This is a genomic window from Amycolatopsis sp. EV170708-02-1, assembly GCF_022479115.1.
GTDB lineage: Bacteria > Actinomycetota > Actinomycetes > Mycobacteriales > Pseudonocardiaceae > Amycolatopsis.
In genome coordinates, this window is sequence record NZ_CP092497.1 from 2011636 (window position 1) to 2029878 (window position 18243).

Below are 18243 nucleotides of genomic sequence, written 5' to 3' on the forward strand. Positions count from 1 at the left end.
CAATAAAAGGCCTTTCCGCATCACAAGATCGGCGCGTCGCGTTCCGGACGGCCCGCCAGCACGTACCTGCGCGCCGCGCAAGGGGCCATCCCGGTGCCGGGTCCGGCGCACTCATGGTCACAATCCGTCCACCTGGCCTGACCTGCGACGGAATACCCGGCTCCGTCCGGGTGCAAACGGGTTTCCGGTCTCAGTTCGGCCCTAATCGAGCGGCGATCCGGCTCGATGGCTAGCATCGGGCCGACGTTCGCCGGGGAGGCGGACCCGCAGGTCATGTTGAGCATTTTCGCAGAACAGCTAGGGGGCACCAGCCATGACTTACCCGCCGCAGCAGCCCGGCGGCTACGGACAGGATCCGTACGGCCAGCAGGGCGGGTACCCGCAGAGCGGCCCCCAGCCGCAACAGGGATACCCCGGTGCCGGCCAGTACGGACAACAGGACCCGTACGGCCAGCAGCAGGGTGGTTACCCGCAGAGCGGTCCTCAGCCCCAGCAGGGATACCCCGGTGGCACGCAGCAGTTCGGCCAGCCGGATCCGTATGGGCAGCAGGGCGGCTTCAACGCGTACCCGCAGGAAGGCGGTTACGGCGGCGGAGAGCCACCCAAGAAAAAGAAGACCGGCCTGATCGTCGGTATCGCGATCGGCGCGGTCGTGCTGGTCGGTGGCGGTGTCACCGCACTGGTCATCGCGCTGAACTCCGGCGACGACAACCCGGTCGCGGCGCCGCCCTCCAGCAGCGCCGCTCCGTCGGAGGCCCCGTCCTCGTCGCAGAAGCCGAGCTCGACGCGCACCAGGTCCAGCTCGCCGAGCACGTCGTCGACCAAGAGCTCCGGTCCGGCGCCGGGCGGCAAGGCCACGCCGCAAGAGGTCTTCGAAAGCGCCGCGACCTCCTACAGCGCGGGTGACAAGCAGACGTTCCTCAACCTGATCTGCCGTAGCGAGAACACCAAGGACGAGGGCAAGCCGCTCGACCCCATCAAGCTCGAAATCATCGAGCCCGCCAAGGAAAGCGGTGACCGGGCGACCGGGCGCTACCGCGCGACCCAGGGCACCAAGACGGCGGAAGGCACGATCACGGCGGCCAAGGAATCGGATCTGTGGTGCCTCAAGGACATCAAGGCCGACAAGAAGTGACCTGCCCGTGACGGTGAGCCACAAGCTGACCGCCGTCGCGGTGGTGTGCGGCGCGGTCGTGGCCGGGGTCGTGGTGGGGCTGCTCCTGGTGGCCCCGTCCGGCTCCGACCCGGCCGCGTCGAGCGGTGTCACGCCCGGGCCGCCGCCGGGTTCGTCCCGTCCCGTCCCGGTTGATCCGGACGTGGCGGCGGTCGAGGTGGTCGGCAAGGCGATCGCCGCGGCCATCGTCAACCACGACGCGACGGCGTTCGGCAAGCTCACCTGCGTCCAGCAGCCCTCGGCCGATCTGGCCGAGCTCAAGCGGAAGTGGGAGGCCGCGGGGAAGGTGACCGCGACCGTCCCGGATCCACCCGCTGTCAGCGGCGACACCGCCTCCGTGACCGTTCACGTCGAGGGAGCGGGAGGCCAGAAGGACACGCCGTTCCCGCTCAAGAAGCGCGACGGCAAGTGGTGCGTGCCGTAATTTTTGTCGACCGCTGACGAAAACTCGCCGAAGGGGCGCCGAGCCGCTTGCAACTTGCGTTCTGCGCGGAAGGCGCCCTTGAGGAGATCGTTCGGTACAGCGGCTCTGCCCCGTGTTCTGCTTAGCCCTTGCCCGACCGCCGGTGCACCCGCGGCGACACGGTCCCGTCCGCCAGACGGCGCGCCGTCAGCAGGAACGCGGTGTGCGCCACCATCCGGTGGTCCGGCCGCACCGCGAGACTCACGACGTGCCACGGCCGCATCAGGGTCTCCCACGACTCCGGTTCGGTCCAGCACTGCTGATCCCGCAGGGCTTCCGTGATCCGCGAAAGTTGTGTGACCGTCGCCACATAGACCGTGAGCACGCCGCCGGGCACCAGATGCGCGGCGACCGTCTCCAGCTGATCCCAAGGCGCCAGCATGTCGAGGACGACACGATCGACCTCGCCGGTGTGCGTCGACAGGTCCGCGACCGTCAGCGACCAGTTGTCCGGCTTGTGGCCGAAGAACTTCTCCACGTTCCGCTCGGCGTGTTCCGCGTGGTCGTCCCGGATCTCGTAGGACTGCACGGTGCCTTCGGAACCGACCGCCCGCAGCAGCGAGCAGGTCAGCGCGCCGGAGCCGGCGCCCGCTTCGAGCACCCGCGCCCCCGGAAAGATGTCGCCCCACATCACGATCTGCGCGGCGTCCTTCGGGTAGATCACCTGCGCGCCGCGCGGCATCGACAACACGTAGTCCGGCAGCAGCGGGCGCAGCGCCAGATAGTGGCTGCCGCCGGCCGAAGTGACGACCGAACCCTCCTGCGCACCGATCACGTCGTCGTGCGCCAGCGCGCCGCGGTGGGTGTGATACTGCTGTCCCTCGGCCAGCACCATGGTGTAGTGCCGCCCCTTGGAGTCGGTCAGCTGAACCCGGTCACCAACACGAAACGGCCCTCGGACCGACACTGAACCTCCATACCCGCGAACTGCTGAGCCCATGCCGTCCTCGGCGGGAAAGAGTGCCTCGGACGGGACGACCGATCCTCGCAGGTGGCCCCGCCGCGCTACGCCGGGGGTCGGCTCCGGGTCATCGCGGCGCGCAGGTCTTCACGCCGGAGCACCCCCGCCGGCCTGCCTTCGTCGTCCACGACGAGGAACTGCCACGCGGCGGTTTCCCTGACCCGCTCGGCGATCTCCTCCCCCGACTCCGAGGAGAGCAGCACGGTGTCGGCGCGGATCGGCTCCGCGGCCATCTCCGCGGGCGCGTGCGGCGACGTCCCGGCGAGCTGCGCGGCGGCCGTCTCGTCGAGCAGCCCGGCGGCGACGCCGTCCGCGCGCACCAAGACCACCCCGCGGCCCGCCGAAGCGGCCAGCGCGTCCGAAACAGGGCTTTCCGCCGGCAGCTGGAGAACGGGCCGGATGAGTTCGCTGAGCCGGACACCTTCCGGCCATCCACGGCGTGTTTCGGCGGCGAGTTCGCTTCGCGCGCCGAGGATCACGAACCACGCCGTCACGACGCAGACACCGAGCCGGAGCCAACGGTCCTCGCTGCCCGCCGCCAGACCCCACAGCGCCCAGACGACCAGCCCGGCGGCGACGACACCGCCACCGACGACCGCCGCCCGCGTGCCCTTCTCGCGGCGCCCCGTGGCCGCCCAGACCCCGGCCCGGACCAGACGGCCGCCGTCGAGCGGGAGTCCGGGAAGGAGATTGAAGATCCCGACGGCGAAGTTCGCGACCGCGCATTCGGCGATGAGCAGCCATGCGGCGCTTTCCGGCGGGACGGCGAACATCAGCAGCCCGCAGAATCCCCGAGCAGCAACGAAACCACCGGTCCGGCGGCGGCGACGAGCCCTTCCTGCCGAGGCTGGCGGGGAGTCCTGGCGACCTCCGAGAGACCGCCGAGCAGGAACAGCCGCAACCGCCGGACCGGGATGCCGAGGCGCAGCGCGACCAGGCAGTGCCCGAGCTCGTGCGCGAGCACCGAGAGGCCGAGAAGGACCGCGAACGCGGCCGCCAGCAGCCAGGAGGTCAGCGTGGTGACGCCGGGCAGGATCCGGCCGACCAGCGGCGTGTAGAGCACCACGATGATCAGGGAGCCGATCCACCACGAAGGGGCCAGCAGCACGGGGATCCCGGAGACCCGGAACAGCAGGAGCCCACCCTCTGGTGCCACGCCTCGTCGAGGCGGGCCCTGCTCACCCGTCACCGCCATGTGTCGAAGCGTAGATGCCCAGGTGTGGGGTGCCGGTAACCCGCCCTTCCCGTCCGGGTGGTGTCGGTCATGCCGCTCCGGTGCGTTGCGGTCCCGAAACTGTCGGTGCCCGGCGATACGCTCCCTACATGCCCGACACCGACACGGTCACCGCCGATCCGCCGCCCGGCGCCGAAGTCCCGCGCCGTCGGCCGGCCCTGTCCCCGTCGCGTGCCAGCGACTTCAAGCAGTGCCCGCTGCTCTACCGCTTCCGCGCGGTCGACAGACTGCCCGAGATCCCGACGAAGGCCCAGCTGCGCGGCACGCTGGTGCATTCCGTGCTGGAGCGCCTCTTCTCCCTGCCGCAGGCCGATCGCACCCCTCCGCAGGCCAAAGAGCTGCTCGCCCCGGCGTGGGAGGAGCTCTCCTCGGAACGTCCGGAGTGGATCGAGCTGTTCGATCAGGAGGATCCCGACGCCGTCACGTCGTGGCTCTCGTCGGCCGAGCAGCTCGTCGACACCTACTTCGGCCTTGAGGATCCGCGTCGCCTGGAGCCGGAAGCGTGCGAGCTGCACGTCGAGATCGAGCTGGGCTCCGGAGTGCTGCTCCGGGGCTACGTCGACAGGCTGGACGTGGCGCCGACCGGTGAGATCCGCGTCGTCGACTACAAGACCGGTGCCGCGCCCCGCGAGATCGGCGAGGCCAAGGCGATGTTCCAGATGAAGTTCTACGCCGTGGTCCTCTGGCGGCTTCGCGGTGTCGTGCCGCGCCAGCTGAAACTGATGTACCTCACCGACGGGCAGTCTCTGGCCTACACGCCCGACGAGGGCGAGCTGATCCGCTTCGAGCGCACGCTGGAGGCGATCTGGCAGGCGATCCTCAAAGCGGGCAAGACCGGCGATTTCCGGCCGAATCCGAGCAAACTCTGCGCGTGGTGCGACCACCAGGCCCTCTGCCCGCAGTACGGCGGCACTCCCCCGCCGTACCCCGGCTGGCCGGAGCCGGATCCCGGCGAAGAGTCCGTATTGGACCGTGCGGATTAGGCCGTGTCCGGTATGTCATCTTCGATGGGCCCTCACGAGCTGCTGGGCGCGGACGGGACCCAGCGGTCACGGCCTTAGGCTGCCTTTGTGACAGAAGCCTTCTACGTGCCGTCAGGCGACGGCGTCTTCCTCCCGACCCCGCACACCGCTGGCCCGTGGACGCCGGAAGCGCAGCACTTCGGGCCGCCCTCGGCGTTGCTGGTCCGCGCGCTCGAAGAGGTCGAGGCGCCCCACGCGAGCCAGCTGGCGCGGGTGACGGTCGAGATCCTCGGCCCCGCGCCGCTGAAGGAACTGTCGGTACGGGCCCGGGTGGAACGACCGGGCCGGTCGGTCGAGTGGCTGACGGCCGAGCTCTCCCACGGCGAGCGGGTCGTCGCCCGCGCCTCGGCGTGGCGTATCGCGACGTCGGACACCACCGCGGTCGCCACCGCCGAAGGCCCCGCGCTGCCGTCGCCGGACGGTCTGCCCGCGTCGACCTGGCCGGAAGGCTGGCACGGCGGGTACCTGCAAGCCGTCGAGTGGCGCAGCGTCAAGGGCGCGCTGGACGAACCCGGGCCCGCGACCGTCTGGGGCAGGCAGCGCGTCGCGCTCGTCGACGGGGAGAAGCCGAGCCCGCTGCAGCGGCTGTTCGTGCTGGCGGACTCCGGCAACGGGATCTCGAACTTCCTGGACCCGCGGGAGTGGTGGTTCATCAACTCCGAGCTGACGGTGCACCTCCGCCGCCCGCCTCTCGGCGACTGGATCGGCGTCGACGCGGCCACCCTCGTCGGCCCGAACGGGATCGGCACGGCGACGACGACACTGCACGACGCGTCGGGGCCGATCGCCTCCGGGGCGCAGGCGTTGCTGGTGCGACCGCGACAGGCGGGCTGATAGACGCGCTTTCTCGGCGGGTTTCCAATAGCCTTCCCGGAACAACAGACACAGGGAGCGCTTCGGCATGCAGATCACCTCGGTGGTCAACCAGAAAGGCGGGGTCGGCAAGACCTCACTCAGCGTGGGCGCGGCGGCCGCACTGGCCGAACGCGGCCGCCGGGTGCTGCTGATCGACCTCGACCCACAGGGCCACGCGACCACCGAACTCCTCGGGCTGGACGAGGTGGCACCGGACATGCCCAGCCTCGCGAAAGCCCTGACCAAGGTGTGGAAGGGCCCGATCGAGGAACTCGTCGTACGGCATCCGCGCAGCAACCTCGGGCGGGGCGGCGCGTTCGACGTCATCCCGACCTCGCCGGGGATGTTCGACCTGATCCGGCGGCTGGACCAGTTCCGGGTGCCCGGCTGGCAGCTGGCCAGGGTCATCCAATTCGCGAACTACGACCACATCATCATCGACTGCCCGCCCGCGCTCGACGTCCTGACCAACAACGCACTCGCCGCTTCGCACGGGATCCTCGTGCCGGTGCAACCGGACCGGACGAGCATCCGCGCGCTGCGCCTGCTTTCGGACCAGGTGCGTTACGTCGAACAGACCGTCGGCCGTCCGCCGATCGCCTACTACGGCCTCGTGCCCGGGCTTTACCGCCGGCCGATCTCGCACTACGCGGCCGCTGCGTTGCAGGAGCTCTACGCGTTCGGGATCCCGATGCTGTCGCACGTCCCGCTCGGTGTCGTGATGAACGAAGCCGCCGCGCACGGCGTGCCGGTGACGACGTACGCGCCGGAAACGCTGCAGGCACTGTCGTTCCGGGAGATCGCGGAGACGCTGGACGGCTACCTGCGGAACCATCCGGCAGCGGCGATCGTGCCCGCGGACGAGGAGTTCGTCTTCGAGGACTTCATCACCGAGGTCTCGGTGACGCGCAGCGCCAAGGACAACGGAGCACGAAAGAAGCTCTACGACCTGATGCCGAAAAAGCCCAACCGGCCCCGCTGACACCTTGAGCTCGTGAGTGGTGAGGACGGTTCTAACCGTCCTCACCACTCACGAGGTCTCAGAGGCGGCAGGCCCGGATGTCCGAAGCGAGGACGGCCTTGGCGCCGGTCTCGGCGAGCTCGTCCATGATCCGGTTGACCTCCTTGCGCGGCACCATCGCCCGCACGGCCACCCAGTCCGCGTCGGCCAGCGGCGCGACGGTCGGCGACTCGAGACCCGGCGTGATCGCGATGGCCGCGTCGAGCAGCGACCGCGGGCAGTCGTAGTCCAGCATCATGTAGTGCTGGGCGAAGACGACACCCTGCAGCCGCGCCTTCAGCTGGTCCTTGGGCCGGGTGTGCTCGGTGCCCGCCCGCTGCAGCAGCACCGCCTCCGACACGCAGATCGGGTCCCCGAAGGCCACGAGGTTGTGCTGACGCAACGACCGTCCCGACTCGACGACGTCCGCGATCGCGTCGGCCACGCCGAGCTGGATCGAGATCTCGACGGCGCCGTCGAGCCGGATGACCTCCGCCTCCACCCCGTGCTGCTTCAGGTTCTCGCGCACGAGCCGCGGGTACGACGTCGCGAGCCGCTTGCCCTGCAGGTCTTCGGCCCGCCACTCCCGGCCGGCCGGTGCGGCGTACCGGAAGGTGGAACCGCCGAAGCCGAGGCCGAGGATCTCCTCGACCGGGGCACCGGAATCGAGCGCGAGATCGCGGCCGGTGATGCCGAGATCCAGTTCGCCGGATCCGACGTAGATCGCGATGTCCTTGGGACGCAAGAAGAAGAACTCGACCTCGTTGACCGTGTCGAGCACGGTCAGGTCGCGGGCCTCATGTCGCTTGCGGTAGCCGGCCTCTCCGAGCATCTCCGACGCGGCGGCGGCGAGGGCTCCCTTGTTCGGCACGGCGACACGCAGCATTGCTTCTCCTTGGTTCTCCGGACGCGAACGCGTCACAGGTACCGGTACACGTCCTCTGTCGACAGTCCTCGGCCGAGCATGAGCACCTGCACGCGGTACAGCAGCTGTGAAATCTCCTCGGAGAGCCTGTCGTCGGATTCGTGCTCGGCGGCGATCCACACCTCGCCCGCCTCTTCGAGCACCTTCTTGCCCTGCGCGTGCACTCCCGCGTCCAGCGCGGCGACGGTGCCGGAACCGTCAGGGCGCGTGCGGGCGCGCTCGGCAAGCTCGGCGAACAGCTCATCGAAGGTCTTCACGGTCTGGAGATCCTTCCATCCGCGCCCGCGTCGCGCTGCCCCGGGCCGGTGTGTTGCCGCTCGCATCACACTTCAGAACAGCGCGGCGCCGCCCCGTTCGAAGTCGAGCAGGTGGCGTTTCCGTTCGACACCACCGCCGTAGCCGGTGAGATCGCCGTTGGAACCGATCACGCGGTGACACGGCACGATGATGCTGATCGGGTTCTTCCCGTTCGCGAGCCCGACCGCGCGCGACGCGGTGGGCCTGCCCAGACGGTCGGCGAGCTGGCCATAGGAAACCGTCTCGCCATATGGGATGCCGAGCAGACCTTCCCAGACCATCCGCTGGAATTCGGTGCCGCCGAAGCTCAGCGGGAGATCGAATTCCTTCCGTTGTCCGGCGAAGTACTCCTTCAGCTGCTTCTCGGTGTCGACGAAGATCGGCGCGCCCGGGTCCGGGTGGCCGAAGCTCTCCTCGGCCGGGCGGTGCCGCTGCTGGACCATGTAGACCCCGCAGAGGCTTTCGCCGTCCGCGACCAGGGTCAGCTTGTCGTACGGGCTGTCGATGACGGTGTGCGTGCGCATGGCGCTCCTCGAAGTCAGGCGGCGGGCAGCCGGTTGATCGGGTGGTCTCCGGTCGCCCAGAGGTGCTGGACGGCGTAGGCGCGCCACGGGCGCCAGCGTTCGGCGTGCGCGGCGAACGCCGCCAGGCCGAGCCCGAAGCCCTTCGCGGCGACCTTGACGCCGAGGTCGGTCGGCAGGAAGGCGTCGGGATCGCCGAGCGCGCGCATCGCGATGCTCTCGACGGTCCACGGGCCGAAGCCGGGCAACGCGTGCAGGCGTTCGCGGGCGCGCTGCCAGTCGCTTCCCGCGCCGAGATCGAGTTCCCCGCCGTTCAGTTCCGCGACGAGGCCGAGCAGGGTCCGCTTACGGCTCTGCGGCATCGCGAGACTTTCCGGGTCGATCTCCGCGAGCGCGGCGGCGCCCGGGAAGACGTGGGTGAGCCCGCCGTCCGGATCGTCGACGGGGTCGCCGTGCGCGAGGACCAGCCTGGCGGCGTGGGTGCGGGCGGCGGCGGTGGACACCTGCTGGCCGAGGACCGCGCGGACGGCGAACTCGTCACCGTCGACCGTCCTCGGCACCCGCCTGCCCGGCGCGGCGGCCACGAGCGGCCCGAGCAGCGGGTCCGCGGCCAGCGCCTCGTCGACCGCGGCCGGGTCCGCGTCGAGGTCGAGCAGACGGCGGCAACGGCTGATCGCGGTCGAGAGATCCCGCAGGTCCGACAGGGTGAGCCGGCAGCCGATGTAGCCGTCTTCCGGCTTGAGCGCGACGACGGCGGCGCCGTGCGGGAGGCGCAGCGTGCGGCGGTACGCGCCGTCCCGCCATTCCTCGACGCCGGGGACACCGGTCGCGACGAGATGCCCGAAGAGGTTGTCCGGGAACAGCGGCTTCCGGTACGGCAGGCGCAGGTTCAGCGTCCCGGGCGCGGCCGCCGGCGCAGTGCGGACGCGGGCCCGCAGTTCCGTCGGGGACAGGGCGAAGACCTCGCGGACGGTGTCGTTGAACGTCCGGACGCTGCCGAATCCCGCCGCGAGGGCGACGTCGATCATCGACAGGCCCGTCGTCTCGATCAGCAGCCGCGCCGTCTGGGCCCGTTGCGCACGGGCGAGGCTGAGCGGGCCCGCGCCGAGTTCGGCGCGGACATGCCGCTCCACCTGCCGGACGCTGTAGCCGAGCCGGGCGGCCAGCCCGCTCACGCCGTCGGTGTCGACGACGCCGTCGGCGATCAGCCGCATCGCCCGCGCCACCAGGTCCGCGCGCTCGTTCCACTGCGGCGACCCGGGGCTGGCGTCCGGACGGCACCGTTTGCAGGCACGGAAGCCGGCCTCCTGCGCGGCCGCCGCGCTCGGGTAGAACGTCATGTTCTCCGGCTTCGGCGGGACGACCGGGCAGCTCGCCCGGCAGTAGATCCGCGTCGTCAGGACGGCGGTGAAGAACCAGCCGTCGAACCGGGCGTCCTTCGCTTGGACCGCCCGGACGCAGCGTTCGAAATCCTCATGCACCAGGCCAGCATCACCGACCGCACCGGGTGCGGTCTAGCGGAAATGCGACATGGCGGTCAGGGCAGGAGCGCGGTGAGCGCCGGGACGTCGAGCCCGACCAGCGACGAGCGGAACACCCGCCGCTCCCCCGGTTCGACGTCGACGTCGTTCGGGATCACCACCACCGTGCAGCCCGCAGCGGCCGCGGAAGCCGCGCCAGGCGGGGAATCCTCGATCGCGACGCACCGGGAAGCCGGGACTCCCAGCAATTCCGCGGCCAGCTGATACGGTCTCGCGTCCGGTTTGTTCAGACCATCGACCTCGTCTCCGCAGACCGTGGCGGCGAAGTACTCGCGGCCGATGGTGTTGAGCGCGAGTTCGGTCAGCGACCGTTCGGTGGAGGTGACCAGCGCCATCGGGACACCGTTGGCGCGCAACAGTTCGAGCAGCTCCTGGGCGCCGGGACGCCATGGGAGCGGGCCGTCGAACAGGTTGGCCGTGCGGCGGCGGATCCACTGCCCCATCTCGGCGATCGACTCGGGCGTCACGGGCCTCGCGCACACGTCGAGCAGGAACGCGGCCGTGTCGTCCATATTGGACCCGACGAGGCTCAGGCGCTGTTCCTCGGTCAGCGTGCCGCCGAGGCTTTCGACGGCCTCGTAGAGCGCGACGTCCCACAGCTTCTCCGAGTCGACCAGCGTGCCGTCCATGTCCCACAGCACGGCGGCGAGTCCGTCCGGTGTGGACGGTTCGGTCACGGCTCCCCCTCACGTTCGGTCAGGCCTTCCGGAGCCCACGGTAGCCGAGACGGATTCACGTCGGCGGCCAGGTGGGTGCCCGAAATGTCGCGTTATGTCGGCTCCGCGCGGTTCGCCGCCGCGAAACGCCACTGGACATGCCCAACGGCGAACGGCCGCCTGGTCGTAGGCTGGTCCGGTGAGTGAGCCCGTCGACGAGACCCAGCGGCCCGGCCGCGACCACCCGGATGACACCAAGCCGATCATGATCGTCGCCTTCGAAGGATGGAACGACGCAGGTGACGCGGCCAGCCGGGCGGTCGAGCATCTCCAGCTCAACTGGGATGCGACCCCACTGAGCGAGCTGAGTCCTGACGAGTACTACGACTTCCAGGTCAGCAGACCCACCGTGCGCATGGTGGACGGCGTCACCCGGCGGGTCGACTGGCCGACCACGCGGCTCTCGGTGTGCCGCCCGGAGGGCTTCAGCCGGGACATCGTGCTGGTCCAGGGGCCCGAGCCGAACATGCGCTGGCGCGCCTTCTGCGCCGAACTGCTGGAGCACATCCAGCAGCTGGAAGTCTCTACCGTCGTCACTCTCGGGGCGCTTCTGGCCGACACCGCGCACACCCGGCCCGTCCCGGTCACCGGGACGGCGTACGACAAGGACACCGCTTCGCAGTTCGGCCTGGAGCTGAACAACTACCAGGGACCGACGGGCATCGTCGGGGTCCTGCAGGACTACTGCGTGCAGGCGGGTGTCCCGGCGGTCTCGATCTGGGCGGCCGTGCCGCATTACGTCTCGCATCCGCCGTCGCCCAAGGCCACGCTGGCGCTGCTGCACAAACTCGAGGACGTCCTCGACGTCGAGATCCCGCTCGGCGCCCTTCCCGAGCAGGCGGAGGAGTGGCAGCGGACGGTCACCGAGATGGCCGAGGAGGACGAGGAGATCAGCGAGTACGTCCGGGGACTCGAGGAGCGCGGCGACGCGGAGACCGAGTTCACGCTGGACGACGTCAGCGGGGACAAGATCGCGGCCGAGTTCGAGCGGTACCTGCGGCGGCGGCGTCCCGGCCAGGACGGTCCCGGACGCGGCTGAGCCCTGAAGGCCTCGTGAGTGGTGAGGACGGTTAGAACCGTCCTCACCACTCACGAGGCGTCAGAAGATGCGCCGCAGCGGGATCGGCCCCCGCGCCCGCTTCCGCCACTCACGCGGATAACCGAGCGAGACCTCTTCGAAGCGCACGCCGTCCGCCTCCGTGGAACGCGGGATGTGCAGGTGCCCGTAGACGGCGACCTCGGCACGGAAGCGCACATGCCAGTCCTCGGTCTCGGTCGTCCCGCACCACAGCGCGAACTCCGGGTAGTACAGCGGTTCGGTCGGGTGGCGGTGCAGCGGCCAGTGCGACATGAGGATCGTCCCGTGGTCCTCGGGATCGCCTCCAGCCGTTCCGTGCTGATCTTCACCCGGTCGGCGCACCACGCCTGCCTGCTGGGATACGGATCGGGGTGCAGGAAGAACTCGTCCGTGCACAGCACGCCCGCCTCGCGCGCCTGCTCGATGGCCGTCAGCATCGGCAGCCCGTCGGCCTGCGGGGTGCGCCAGCTGTAGTCGTACAGGACGAACAGCGGCGCGATCGTCAGCGGCTTCTCCTGGTGCTCCCACACCGGGTACGGGTCCTCCGGGGTGAGGACGTCGATCTCGCGGCACCGTTCGACCAGATGCTCGTAGCGCGCCTGTCCGCGCAGCTGACATTCGTCCTTCTGGGTGGTCCACAGCTCGTGGTTGCCGGGTACCCAGACGACCTTCGCGAAACGTTCACGCAAGGTCTTGAGCACCCCGATCACGGATTCGGCGCGTTCGGCGACGTCACCGGCCACGAGCAGCCAGTCGTCGGGGTCCGGGGGACGACCTCGTCGACGAGCGGGGCGTTGCCCTCATGGGTGACGTGGAGGTCGCTGGTGGCGAAGAGATGCGGCACCCCACCACCGTAGCTTCACCCGGTCCGGGGAACCGCCGGAATAGCGTCACCGCGCAGCCTGCCCGACGCCGACACGGCGAGCACGATCAACGCCGAGACGGTGTGCAGCCCCGCTTGGACGTTCAGCAACACGCCTGTGCCCAGCACGTTCAGCAGCCAGCCGGTCAGCAGGGCGCCCAGCGCCGTGAACCCCGCGGTCCCGGCGAAGACGGTGCTCAGCACGCGGCCTGAGCGTTCCGAGGACGCGGCGGTCTGGACCATCGAGAGCAGCCCGGATCCGGCGAGCACCCCGGGGGCACCGACCAGGCCGAAGAGCCCGATGAAGACGCCCAGCGAAGCGGTCAGCGCGGGCAGGTTCCAGATCACCGCCGACAGCAGGCCGAGCGCGAGCCCTCCCCAGCCGAGCAGAGCGGCGGGTGCGACCTTGCGGGCGACGGTGGCGACGGCGAATCCCGCAGCCAGCCCGCCGAGCGCCTGTACGCCGCGCAGCAGGCCGACGTCGCCTTCGGTGCCGTCGAGGATGTCGAGCACGAAGACCACGAACAGCACCAGGAACATCCCCTGCGCCAGCGACGTCAGCACCACGACGACACCGGCGAGGCGAAGGCGCCCTTCGCGGCCGATCTCGCGAAGCCCGTCGAGCCACGCCCTCAGCACCGGCTCGTGCGGTCCGGCCGCCTTCGGTGCCGCGACGCGCCGGAACGGACGCGCCAGCAGGGCCGAGCCGATCACCAGCACGCCGAGATAGGCGACCACGACCCAGCCCAGGCCGCCGAACCCGAGCAGGAGACCACCCGCCCAGCCGCCGGCGAGCCGCGCGACACTGCCGTTGATGCTCATCAGGCCGTTGGCGCCGATCAGCTCGCCGGCAGGGACCAGTTCGGGCACGAGCGCGTTGCGCGCGGGCTCGAACAAGGACGCCAGGCCCGCCTGCGCGGCCATCACCCCGTAGATCACGAAGACCGGGCCGCTGGACGCGACGAACAGCAGAGGCAGCGCCACGAACGCCTGTCCGGCGCACACCACGCACAGCACCAGCCGCCGGTTCCAGCGGTCCGCGATAACGCCGGCGACCGGGCTCAGCAGCACCGCGGGCACCAGGCCGAGGACGATGCTCAACGCCGTGGTGGCCGCCGAACCGGTCGCTTGGAAGACGAACACCGGCAATGCGATCTGCAGCATCCACTCGGCGGTCTCGGAGAAGAAGGCGGCGATCCACAACCGCGCGAAGGCGGGCTCCCTCAACGGTTTCATCTGCTCGGCTTCCCCTCGGCGTCGATGCGGAGGAACGCCCGCAGTCCCAAGTGGACCGGGAGCGCCTCCGCGGGAGCGTCTTCACGGATCGCGCCGACGTACGGTCGCACGAGCGCGTCGATCCGCTGGACCAGCTCTTCCAGCTCGCCCGCGGTCACCCGCAGCGAGTAGTTGTTGATCCCCGACGCGTCCCGCCAGTCCTCGCCGAGCCGGTGGGCGGCGTCGAGGTAACGCTCGGTCAGCTCCTTCTCCCGCGCGAGGGTCGTCCCCACGACCGCCAGTTGCGCCCCGCGCAGCTCCGGGTCGTCACCGAATTCGATGCCGACCTGGCACGCCCGCCACGGCCGCTCCCGCCCGTCCTCCCCCTCGACCCGCTCCACGAGACCGTGCCGCGCCAGCTGACGCAGATGCCAACTGCAGTTCGAGGCGGTCGAGCCGACGGCCGCCGCGCATTCGCTCGCGGTCCGCGGGCCGACCGCCATGAGGTGGTCCACCAGCGCCGAACGCAGCGGATGCGCCAACGCCCGCATCAGCTCGACGTCTTCGATCCGCTTGCGCGGCGGCAACCCGGTCATCGCCCGATCCAATCTGAAAGAGTTCTTTCGAAAGTTCTCTTTCAGATTCACAGGCGCTCGCCCGGAAGTCAAGACGCGCCATCGAGCCCGCCCGGCGAGTTACGCCTCCAATCACGCGAGTTACGCACCCGAACACGCGAGTCACGCCTCCGATACCCTTGCCGGGACAGTCACTGCACAGAACAGTTACTGCGCAGCTCAACTACTGCCCCAGGGAAGCACATGCCTGACCAGCGAGAACTCGCCACCGCGGCGGCCTTGGAGATCCCCCGGTTCGTCAGCGCGACCGTCCTGTTCCAGACGGCCATGGCGGAACGGCTCGGGATCAGCCCCACCGAGCTGCACGGGCTCCAGCTGGTCATCAGCGGCGCCGCGACCTCGCCGACCCAGCTGGCGCGGGCGCTCGGCATGACCACCGGCGCGGTGACGCGGATGCTCGACCGCATGGAGACGCGTCGGCTGGTCGAGCGCGTCCCCGATCCCGCCGACCGGCGCCGCCTCGCGATCCGCCCGCTCCCCGACCGGCTCGACGACGTCGCCGACCTCTACTCCCCCATGGCCCGGTTCTTCGGCGACCGCCTCGGGAAGCTCGACCGGCGCCAGCTCGCCGCACTGCTCGGCGTCATGACCGACGGGCGCGCGTTCGCCGAAAAAGAGGCTGCTCGCCTGCGCACCGAAACAGGGGTTGACTAACGCTACAGGTGTTGCGTTAGACTGTGCGCATCATGGACAACTGACATCGCGCCTTCCCCGCTCCGAGGCGGCTTCGGTCGAGCACCGCTCCCGTAAGCCACGAAGCCCGGCGGGGTTCCTCATGTCCGAAGAAGCACGGTGATGTCGTATGTCTCTTTCCCTGATCGCCAAGGACCTCGTCCACTCCTACGGTGCCCGCGTCGTCCTCGACGGCGTGAACCTGACCGCTTCGGCCGGGCAACGGCTCGGACTGGTCGGCGAGAACGGCGTCGGCAAGTCCACGCTCCTGCGGTTGCTGGCCGGGGTCGAAGAGCCACAGGGCGGCGAGGTGCTCCGAGGCGACGACCTCGGGTTCCTCCTGCAGGAGTTGCCTTTCCCGCTCACGGCGAGGTTCTCCGACGTCATCGACGACGCGCTCGCCGAGATCCGGCGAGCGTCCGCGCGGCTCGACGAACTGACCACGGTGCTCGCTCGGCGTCCGGACGACGCCGCCGTGCTCGACGAGTACGGCACGGTGCTCGAATGGGCCCAGGCACACGACCTGTGGGACGCCGACAGGCGCGCCGAGGTCGTGTGCGCGGGGCTCGGACTGGCCGGGATCGACCCGGCGCGCGAACTGGGCACGCTGTCGGGCGGCCAGCGGTCGCGGCTCGGCCTCGCCGCGTTGCTGATCCGGCGGCCGGGCACCCTCGTGCTGGACGAACCGACGAACCATCTCGACGACGCCGCGATGGAGTTCCTCGAACAGCATCTCGCGTCGCTGACCGGTGTCCTCGTGCTGTCGTCGCACGATCGCGTGTTCCTCGACGCGGTGTGCACCGACATCGTCGACCTCGACCCGGCACTGGGCGGCCCGACCCGCTACGGCGGCGCGTATTCCGGCTACCTGGACCGGAAACGGGCCGAACGGGCGCGCTGGGAACAGCGCTACGCCGAGGAGCAGGACGAGCTCAAGGAACTGCGTGAATCGGTAGCCGTCACCGCGCGCAACGTCGCGCACAACCGGCCGCAGCGCGACAACGCCAAGATGCTCTACGACTTCAAGACCGGGAGGGTGCAGAAGCAGATCTCGCGCCGGGTCCGCAACGCCCAGCTGCGGCTGGACGAACTGGAACGCGACCAGGTGCGGAAACCGCCCGCGCCGCTGCGGTTCCAGGGCGATCTGACCGGCGAGCCCGGCGAGGGGAAGACGGCGATCTCGGTACGGGACATCGAGATCGCGGGACGCCTGCGGCTGGCGACCTTGGATGTCACGACCACGTCGAGGCTGCTGATCACCGGCGGCAACGGTGCCGGGAAGTCGACGCTGCTGTCCGTCCTCGCCGGCTCCCTGACCCCGGACTCCGGGACCGTCCTTTCCGGACGCGGTGTGCGGATCGGCCTGCTGGCACAGGACGTCGCGTTCGCCGAGCCGGAGAAGACCGCGCAACGCACCTACGCCGAAGCCCTCGGCGAGGGCGCTCCCCCGTTGCGCGGGCTGGGGCTGCTGGCCCCGCGCGATCTCGGCACCCGGGTGGGCGCGCTGTCGGTCGGGCAGCGGCGGCGGCTCGCGCTGGCGCTGCTCATCGCCGACCCGCCGGAGGTCCTCCTGCTGGACGAGCCGACGAACCACATCTCGCTCACCCTGGCCGAGGAGTTGTTCACCGCGCTCGATTCCGCGCCGGGCGCCGTCGTCATCGCGTCTCACGATCGATGGCTGCGGCGGGACTGGTCAGGTGACCACCTGAGGCTCGAAGCCGGGCGCGTCGCCGTGTAGGGCGTTATACACACTGCTGGGCGGCGGTTTTCCTCCGCCCCAGCAGCGGTTTCAGAGCTCGATGCCGAGCAGCGCGTCGACCGCGTTCCGGATCAGGCCCGGCGCGGCCGGGTCGGTGCCGGAACGGTTCAGCGCCTGCTCCACCCAGGCGTCGACGGCCGCGAGCGCCTTGGGCGTGTCGAGGTCGTCGGTGAGGTGGTCCCGCAGGCGCGCGACGGTGTCCTCCGCCGCGGGACCGGTGCCGAGCGAGACCGCTTCACGCCAGCGCGCCAGCCGCGCTTCGGCGTCGGTCTGCAGCTGCGTGGTCCACGGCCGGTCCTCGCGGTAGTGGCCGGCGAACAGGGCGAGCCGGATCGTGCCGGGGTCGACCTTGTCGGCGCGTAGCCGCGAGACGAACACGAGATTCCCGCGCGACTTCGACATCTTCTCGCCGTCGAGGCCGATCATCCCGGCGTGCACGTAGTGCCGCGCGAACGGCCTGTCCCCCGCGACGGCCTCCGCGTGCGCGGCGCTGTACTCGTGGTGGGGGAAGATCAGGTCCGAGCCACCGCCCTGGACGTCGAAGCCGAGGCCGAGCCGGTTGACCGCGATCGCGCTGCACTCGATGTGCCAGCCGGGCCTGCCCGCGCCCAGTTCGGACTCCCACGACGGCTCGCCGGGGCGCGCCATCCGCCACAGCAGCGCGTCCAGCGGGTGCTGCTTGCCGGGACGGTCCGGGTCGCCGCCGCGTTCGGCGAAGAACTTGGCCATCGTCTCGGCGTCGTAGTTCGACTCGGAGCCGAAGTGCCCGGTGGCGTTGTGGTCGAAGTAGATGTCCGGGTACTCCGCGTCGTCCGCGCGGTAGGCGCTGCCGTTGGCCAGCAGCTTGGCGATCACCTCGACGATCTCCGGGATGCTCTCGACGGCCCCGACGAACTGCCGCGGCGGCAACACCCGCAACGCGGTCATGTCCTCGCGGAACAGTGCCGTCTCGCGCATGCCGAGGACGACCCAGTCGTCCTTGTCCCGCTCGGCGCGCTCCAACAGGGGCTCGTCGATGTCCGTCACGTTCTGCACGTAGTGGACTTCGTGCCCGGCGTCCCGCCACAGGCGGTTCACCAGGTCGAACGTCAGGTACGTGGCCGCGTGCCCCAGATGGGTGGCGTCGTACGGCGTGATGCCGCAGACGTACATCCGGGCGGTGGGCCCGGGCGCGGTGGGACGGATCTGTCCCGTCGCGGTGTCATGGAGCCGCAGCGGACGGGGGGTGCCGGGGATACGGGGCACGTCGACCGATGACCAAGTCTGCATACCCCGACTGTAAGCGGAGCCGCCGCGCCGTTCCCGCCCGGTGG

17 protein-coding genes and 2 pseudogenes are annotated in these 18243 nt (G+C 70.2%); 8 read left to right on the forward strand and 11 right to left on the reverse strand.

The window, feature by feature from the left end; genetic code table 11:
• The first annotated feature begins 313 nt into the window (after positions 1-313).
• Together MJQ72_RS09265 and MJQ72_RS09270 are read left to right on the forward strand one after the other, a co-directional pair.
• Positions 314-1135, forward strand: a complete 822-nt coding sequence (locus tag MJQ72_RS09265) for a hypothetical protein (protein ID WP_240598705.1) — start codon at positions 314-316, stop codon at positions 1133-1135.
• A 7-nt stretch (positions 1136-1142) separates the two neighbouring features.
• On the forward strand, positions 1143-1598 hold the full coding sequence (locus tag MJQ72_RS09270; protein WP_240598706.1) for a hypothetical protein: 456 nt from the start codon (positions 1143-1145) through the stop codon (positions 1596-1598).
• A 121-nt stretch (positions 1599-1719) separates the two neighbouring features.
• Here MJQ72_RS09270 and MJQ72_RS09275 read toward each other — a convergent pair whose 3' ends face one another.
• Both MJQ72_RS09275 and MJQ72_RS09280 read right to left on the reverse strand, forming a co-directional pair.
• On the reverse strand, positions 1720-2544 hold the full coding sequence (locus tag MJQ72_RS09275; protein WP_007035384.1) for a tRNA (adenine-N1)-methyltransferase: 825 nt from the start codon (positions 2542-2544) through the stop codon (positions 1720-1722).
• 98 nt (positions 2545-2642) lie between these two features.
• A pseudogene (locus MJQ72_RS09280) lies at positions 2643-3793 on the reverse strand (site-2 protease family protein).
• A gap of 128 nt (positions 3794-3921) precedes the next feature.
• On the opposite strand from MJQ72_RS09280, the gene MJQ72_RS09285 reads away from it, so the two are divergent.
• The 3 genes from MJQ72_RS09285 (at position 3922) to MJQ72_RS09295 (ending at position 6691) form a co-directional block, all read left to right on the forward strand.
• Entirely contained in the window at positions 3922-4815 is an 894-nt protein-coding gene (locus tag MJQ72_RS09285) for a RecB family exonuclease (protein WP_240598707.1), read from the forward strand.
• Between the two features lie 87 nt (positions 4816-4902).
• Positions 4903-5688 carry a thioesterase family protein gene (locus MJQ72_RS09290; RefSeq protein WP_240598708.1) on the forward strand — a complete coding sequence of 262 codons (786 nt, stop codon included), beginning with the start codon at positions 4903-4905 and terminating at the stop codon, positions 5686-5688.
• A gap of 67 nt (positions 5689-5755) precedes the next feature.
• Positions 5756-6691: a ParA family protein gene (locus MJQ72_RS09295; protein ID WP_037337476.1), complete on the forward strand. Its 936-nt coding sequence runs from the start codon at positions 5756-5758 to the stop codon at positions 6689-6691.
• A 58-nt stretch (positions 6692-6749) separates the two neighbouring features.
• On the opposite strand, the gene hisG is transcribed toward MJQ72_RS09295, so the two are convergent.
• The 5 genes from hisG to MJQ72_RS09320 form a co-directional block, all read right to left on the reverse strand.
• Entirely contained in the window at positions 6750-7595 is an 846-nt protein-coding gene (gene hisG / locus MJQ72_RS09300; protein WP_037337473.1) for an ATP phosphoribosyltransferase, read from the reverse strand.
• A gap of 32 nt (positions 7596-7627) precedes the next feature.
• Positions 7628-7891: a phosphoribosyl-ATP diphosphatase gene (locus MJQ72_RS09305; protein ID WP_016334149.1), complete on the reverse strand. Its 264-nt coding sequence runs from the start codon at positions 7889-7891 to the stop codon at positions 7628-7630.
• Positions 7892-7963: 72 nt separating this feature from the next.
• Complete coding sequence (locus MJQ72_RS09310; RefSeq protein WP_240598709.1) at positions 7964-8455, reverse strand: methylated-DNA--[protein]-cysteine S-methyltransferase; 492 nt, start codon at positions 8453-8455, stop codon at positions 7964-7966.
• 14 nt (positions 8456-8469) lie between these two features.
• Positions 8470-9933, reverse strand: coding sequence for an AlkA N-terminal domain-containing protein (locus tag MJQ72_RS09315; protein ID WP_240598710.1), 1464 nt, complete (start codon positions 9931-9933; stop codon positions 8470-8472).
• A gap of 56 nt (positions 9934-9989) precedes the next feature.
• Complete coding sequence (locus tag MJQ72_RS09320; RefSeq protein ID WP_240598711.1) at positions 9990-10670, reverse strand: HAD family phosphatase; 681 nt, start codon at positions 10668-10670, stop codon at positions 9990-9992.
• Between the two features lie 178 nt (positions 10671-10848).
• Between MJQ72_RS09320 and MJQ72_RS09325 the strand changes: the two genes are divergently transcribed.
• The gene (locus tag MJQ72_RS09325) at positions 10849-11748 is read left to right on the forward strand and encodes a PAC2 family protein (protein WP_037337460.1); all 900 of its coding nucleotides are present in this window, start codon (positions 10849-10851) and stop codon (positions 11746-11748) included.
• 60 nt (positions 11749-11808) lie between these two features.
• On the opposite strand, the pseudogene MJQ72_RS09330 reads toward MJQ72_RS09325, so the two are convergent.
• The 3 genes and pseudogenes from MJQ72_RS09330 to MJQ72_RS09340 form a co-directional block, all read right to left on the reverse strand.
• A pseudogene (locus MJQ72_RS09330) lies at positions 11809-12631 on the reverse strand (metallophosphoesterase family protein).
• A 15-nt stretch (positions 12632-12646) separates the two neighbouring features.
• A complete protein-coding gene (locus MJQ72_RS09335; RefSeq protein ID WP_240598712.1) occupies positions 12647-13885 on the reverse strand; it encodes an MFS transporter in 1239 nt (412 codons plus the stop codon).
• Entirely contained in the window at positions 13882-14460 is a 579-nt protein-coding gene (locus MJQ72_RS09340; RefSeq protein WP_240598713.1) for a helix-turn-helix domain-containing protein, read from the reverse strand. The genes MJQ72_RS09335 and MJQ72_RS09340 overlap by 4 nt, the downstream gene beginning before the upstream one ends.
• A gap of 222 nt (positions 14461-14682) precedes the next feature.
• Between MJQ72_RS09340 and MJQ72_RS09345 the strand changes: the two genes are divergently transcribed.
• Positions 14683-15153, forward strand: coding sequence for a MarR family winged helix-turn-helix transcriptional regulator (locus tag MJQ72_RS09345; RefSeq protein ID WP_240598714.1), 471 nt, complete (start codon positions 14683-14685; stop codon positions 15151-15153).
• Positions 15154-15301: 148 nt separating this feature from the next.
• Positions 15302-16909 (forward strand): ABC-F family ATP-binding cassette domain-containing protein, encoded by a 1608-nt coding sequence (locus tag MJQ72_RS09350; protein ID WP_240598715.1) that lies wholly within the window; start codon positions 15302-15304, stop codon positions 16907-16909.
• 51 nt (positions 16910-16960) lie between these two features.
• Here the strand turns inward: MJQ72_RS09350 and mshC are convergent, their stop codons facing one another.
• Positions 16961-18199 carry a cysteine--1-D-myo-inosityl 2-amino-2-deoxy-alpha-D-glucopyranoside ligase gene (mshC, locus tag MJQ72_RS09355; protein WP_240598716.1) on the reverse strand — a complete coding sequence of 413 codons (1239 nt, stop codon included), beginning with the start codon at positions 18197-18199 and terminating at the stop codon, positions 16961-16963.
• Between the last annotated feature and the right edge of the window lie 44 nt (positions 18200-18243).

Excerpts from the sequence above, each read along its gene's own strand:
- MJQ72_RS09350 (WP_240598715.1), top strand. The coding sequence starts at position 15,302 with ATGTCTCTTTCCCTGATCGCCAAGGACCTCGTCCACTCCTACGGTGCC.
- MJQ72_RS09340 (WP_240598713.1), bottom strand. The coding sequence starts at position 14,460 with ATGACCGGGTTGCCGCCGCGCAAGCGGATCGAAGACGTCGAGCTGATG.
- hisG (WP_037337473.1), bottom strand. The coding sequence starts at position 7,595 with ATGCTGCGTGTCGCCGTGCCGAACAAGGGAGCCCTCGCCGCCGCCGCG.
- mshC (WP_240598716.1), bottom strand. The coding sequence starts at position 18,199 with ATGCAGACTTGGTCATCGGTCGACGTGCCCCGTATCCCCGGCACCCCC.
- MJQ72_RS09345 (WP_240598714.1), top strand. The coding sequence starts at position 14,683 with ATGCCTGACCAGCGAGAACTCGCCACCGCGGCGGCCTTGGAGATCCCC.
- MJQ72_RS09310 (WP_240598709.1), bottom strand. The coding sequence starts at position 8,455 with ATGCGCACGCACACCGTCATCGACAGCCCGTACGACAAGCTGACCCTG.
- MJQ72_RS09295 (WP_037337476.1), top strand. The coding sequence starts at position 5,756 with ATGCAGATCACCTCGGTGGTCAACCAGAAAGGCGGGGTCGGCAAGACC.
- MJQ72_RS09265 (WP_240598705.1), top strand. The coding sequence starts at position 314 with ATGACTTACCCGCCGCAGCAGCCCGGCGGCTACGGACAGGATCCGTAC.
- MJQ72_RS09285 (WP_240598707.1), top strand. The coding sequence starts at position 3,922 with ATGCCCGACACCGACACGGTCACCGCCGATCCGCCGCCCGGCGCCGAA.
- MJQ72_RS09335 (WP_240598712.1), bottom strand. The coding sequence starts at position 13,885 with ATGAAACCGTTGAGGGAGCCCGCCTTCGCGCGGTTGTGGATCGCCGCC.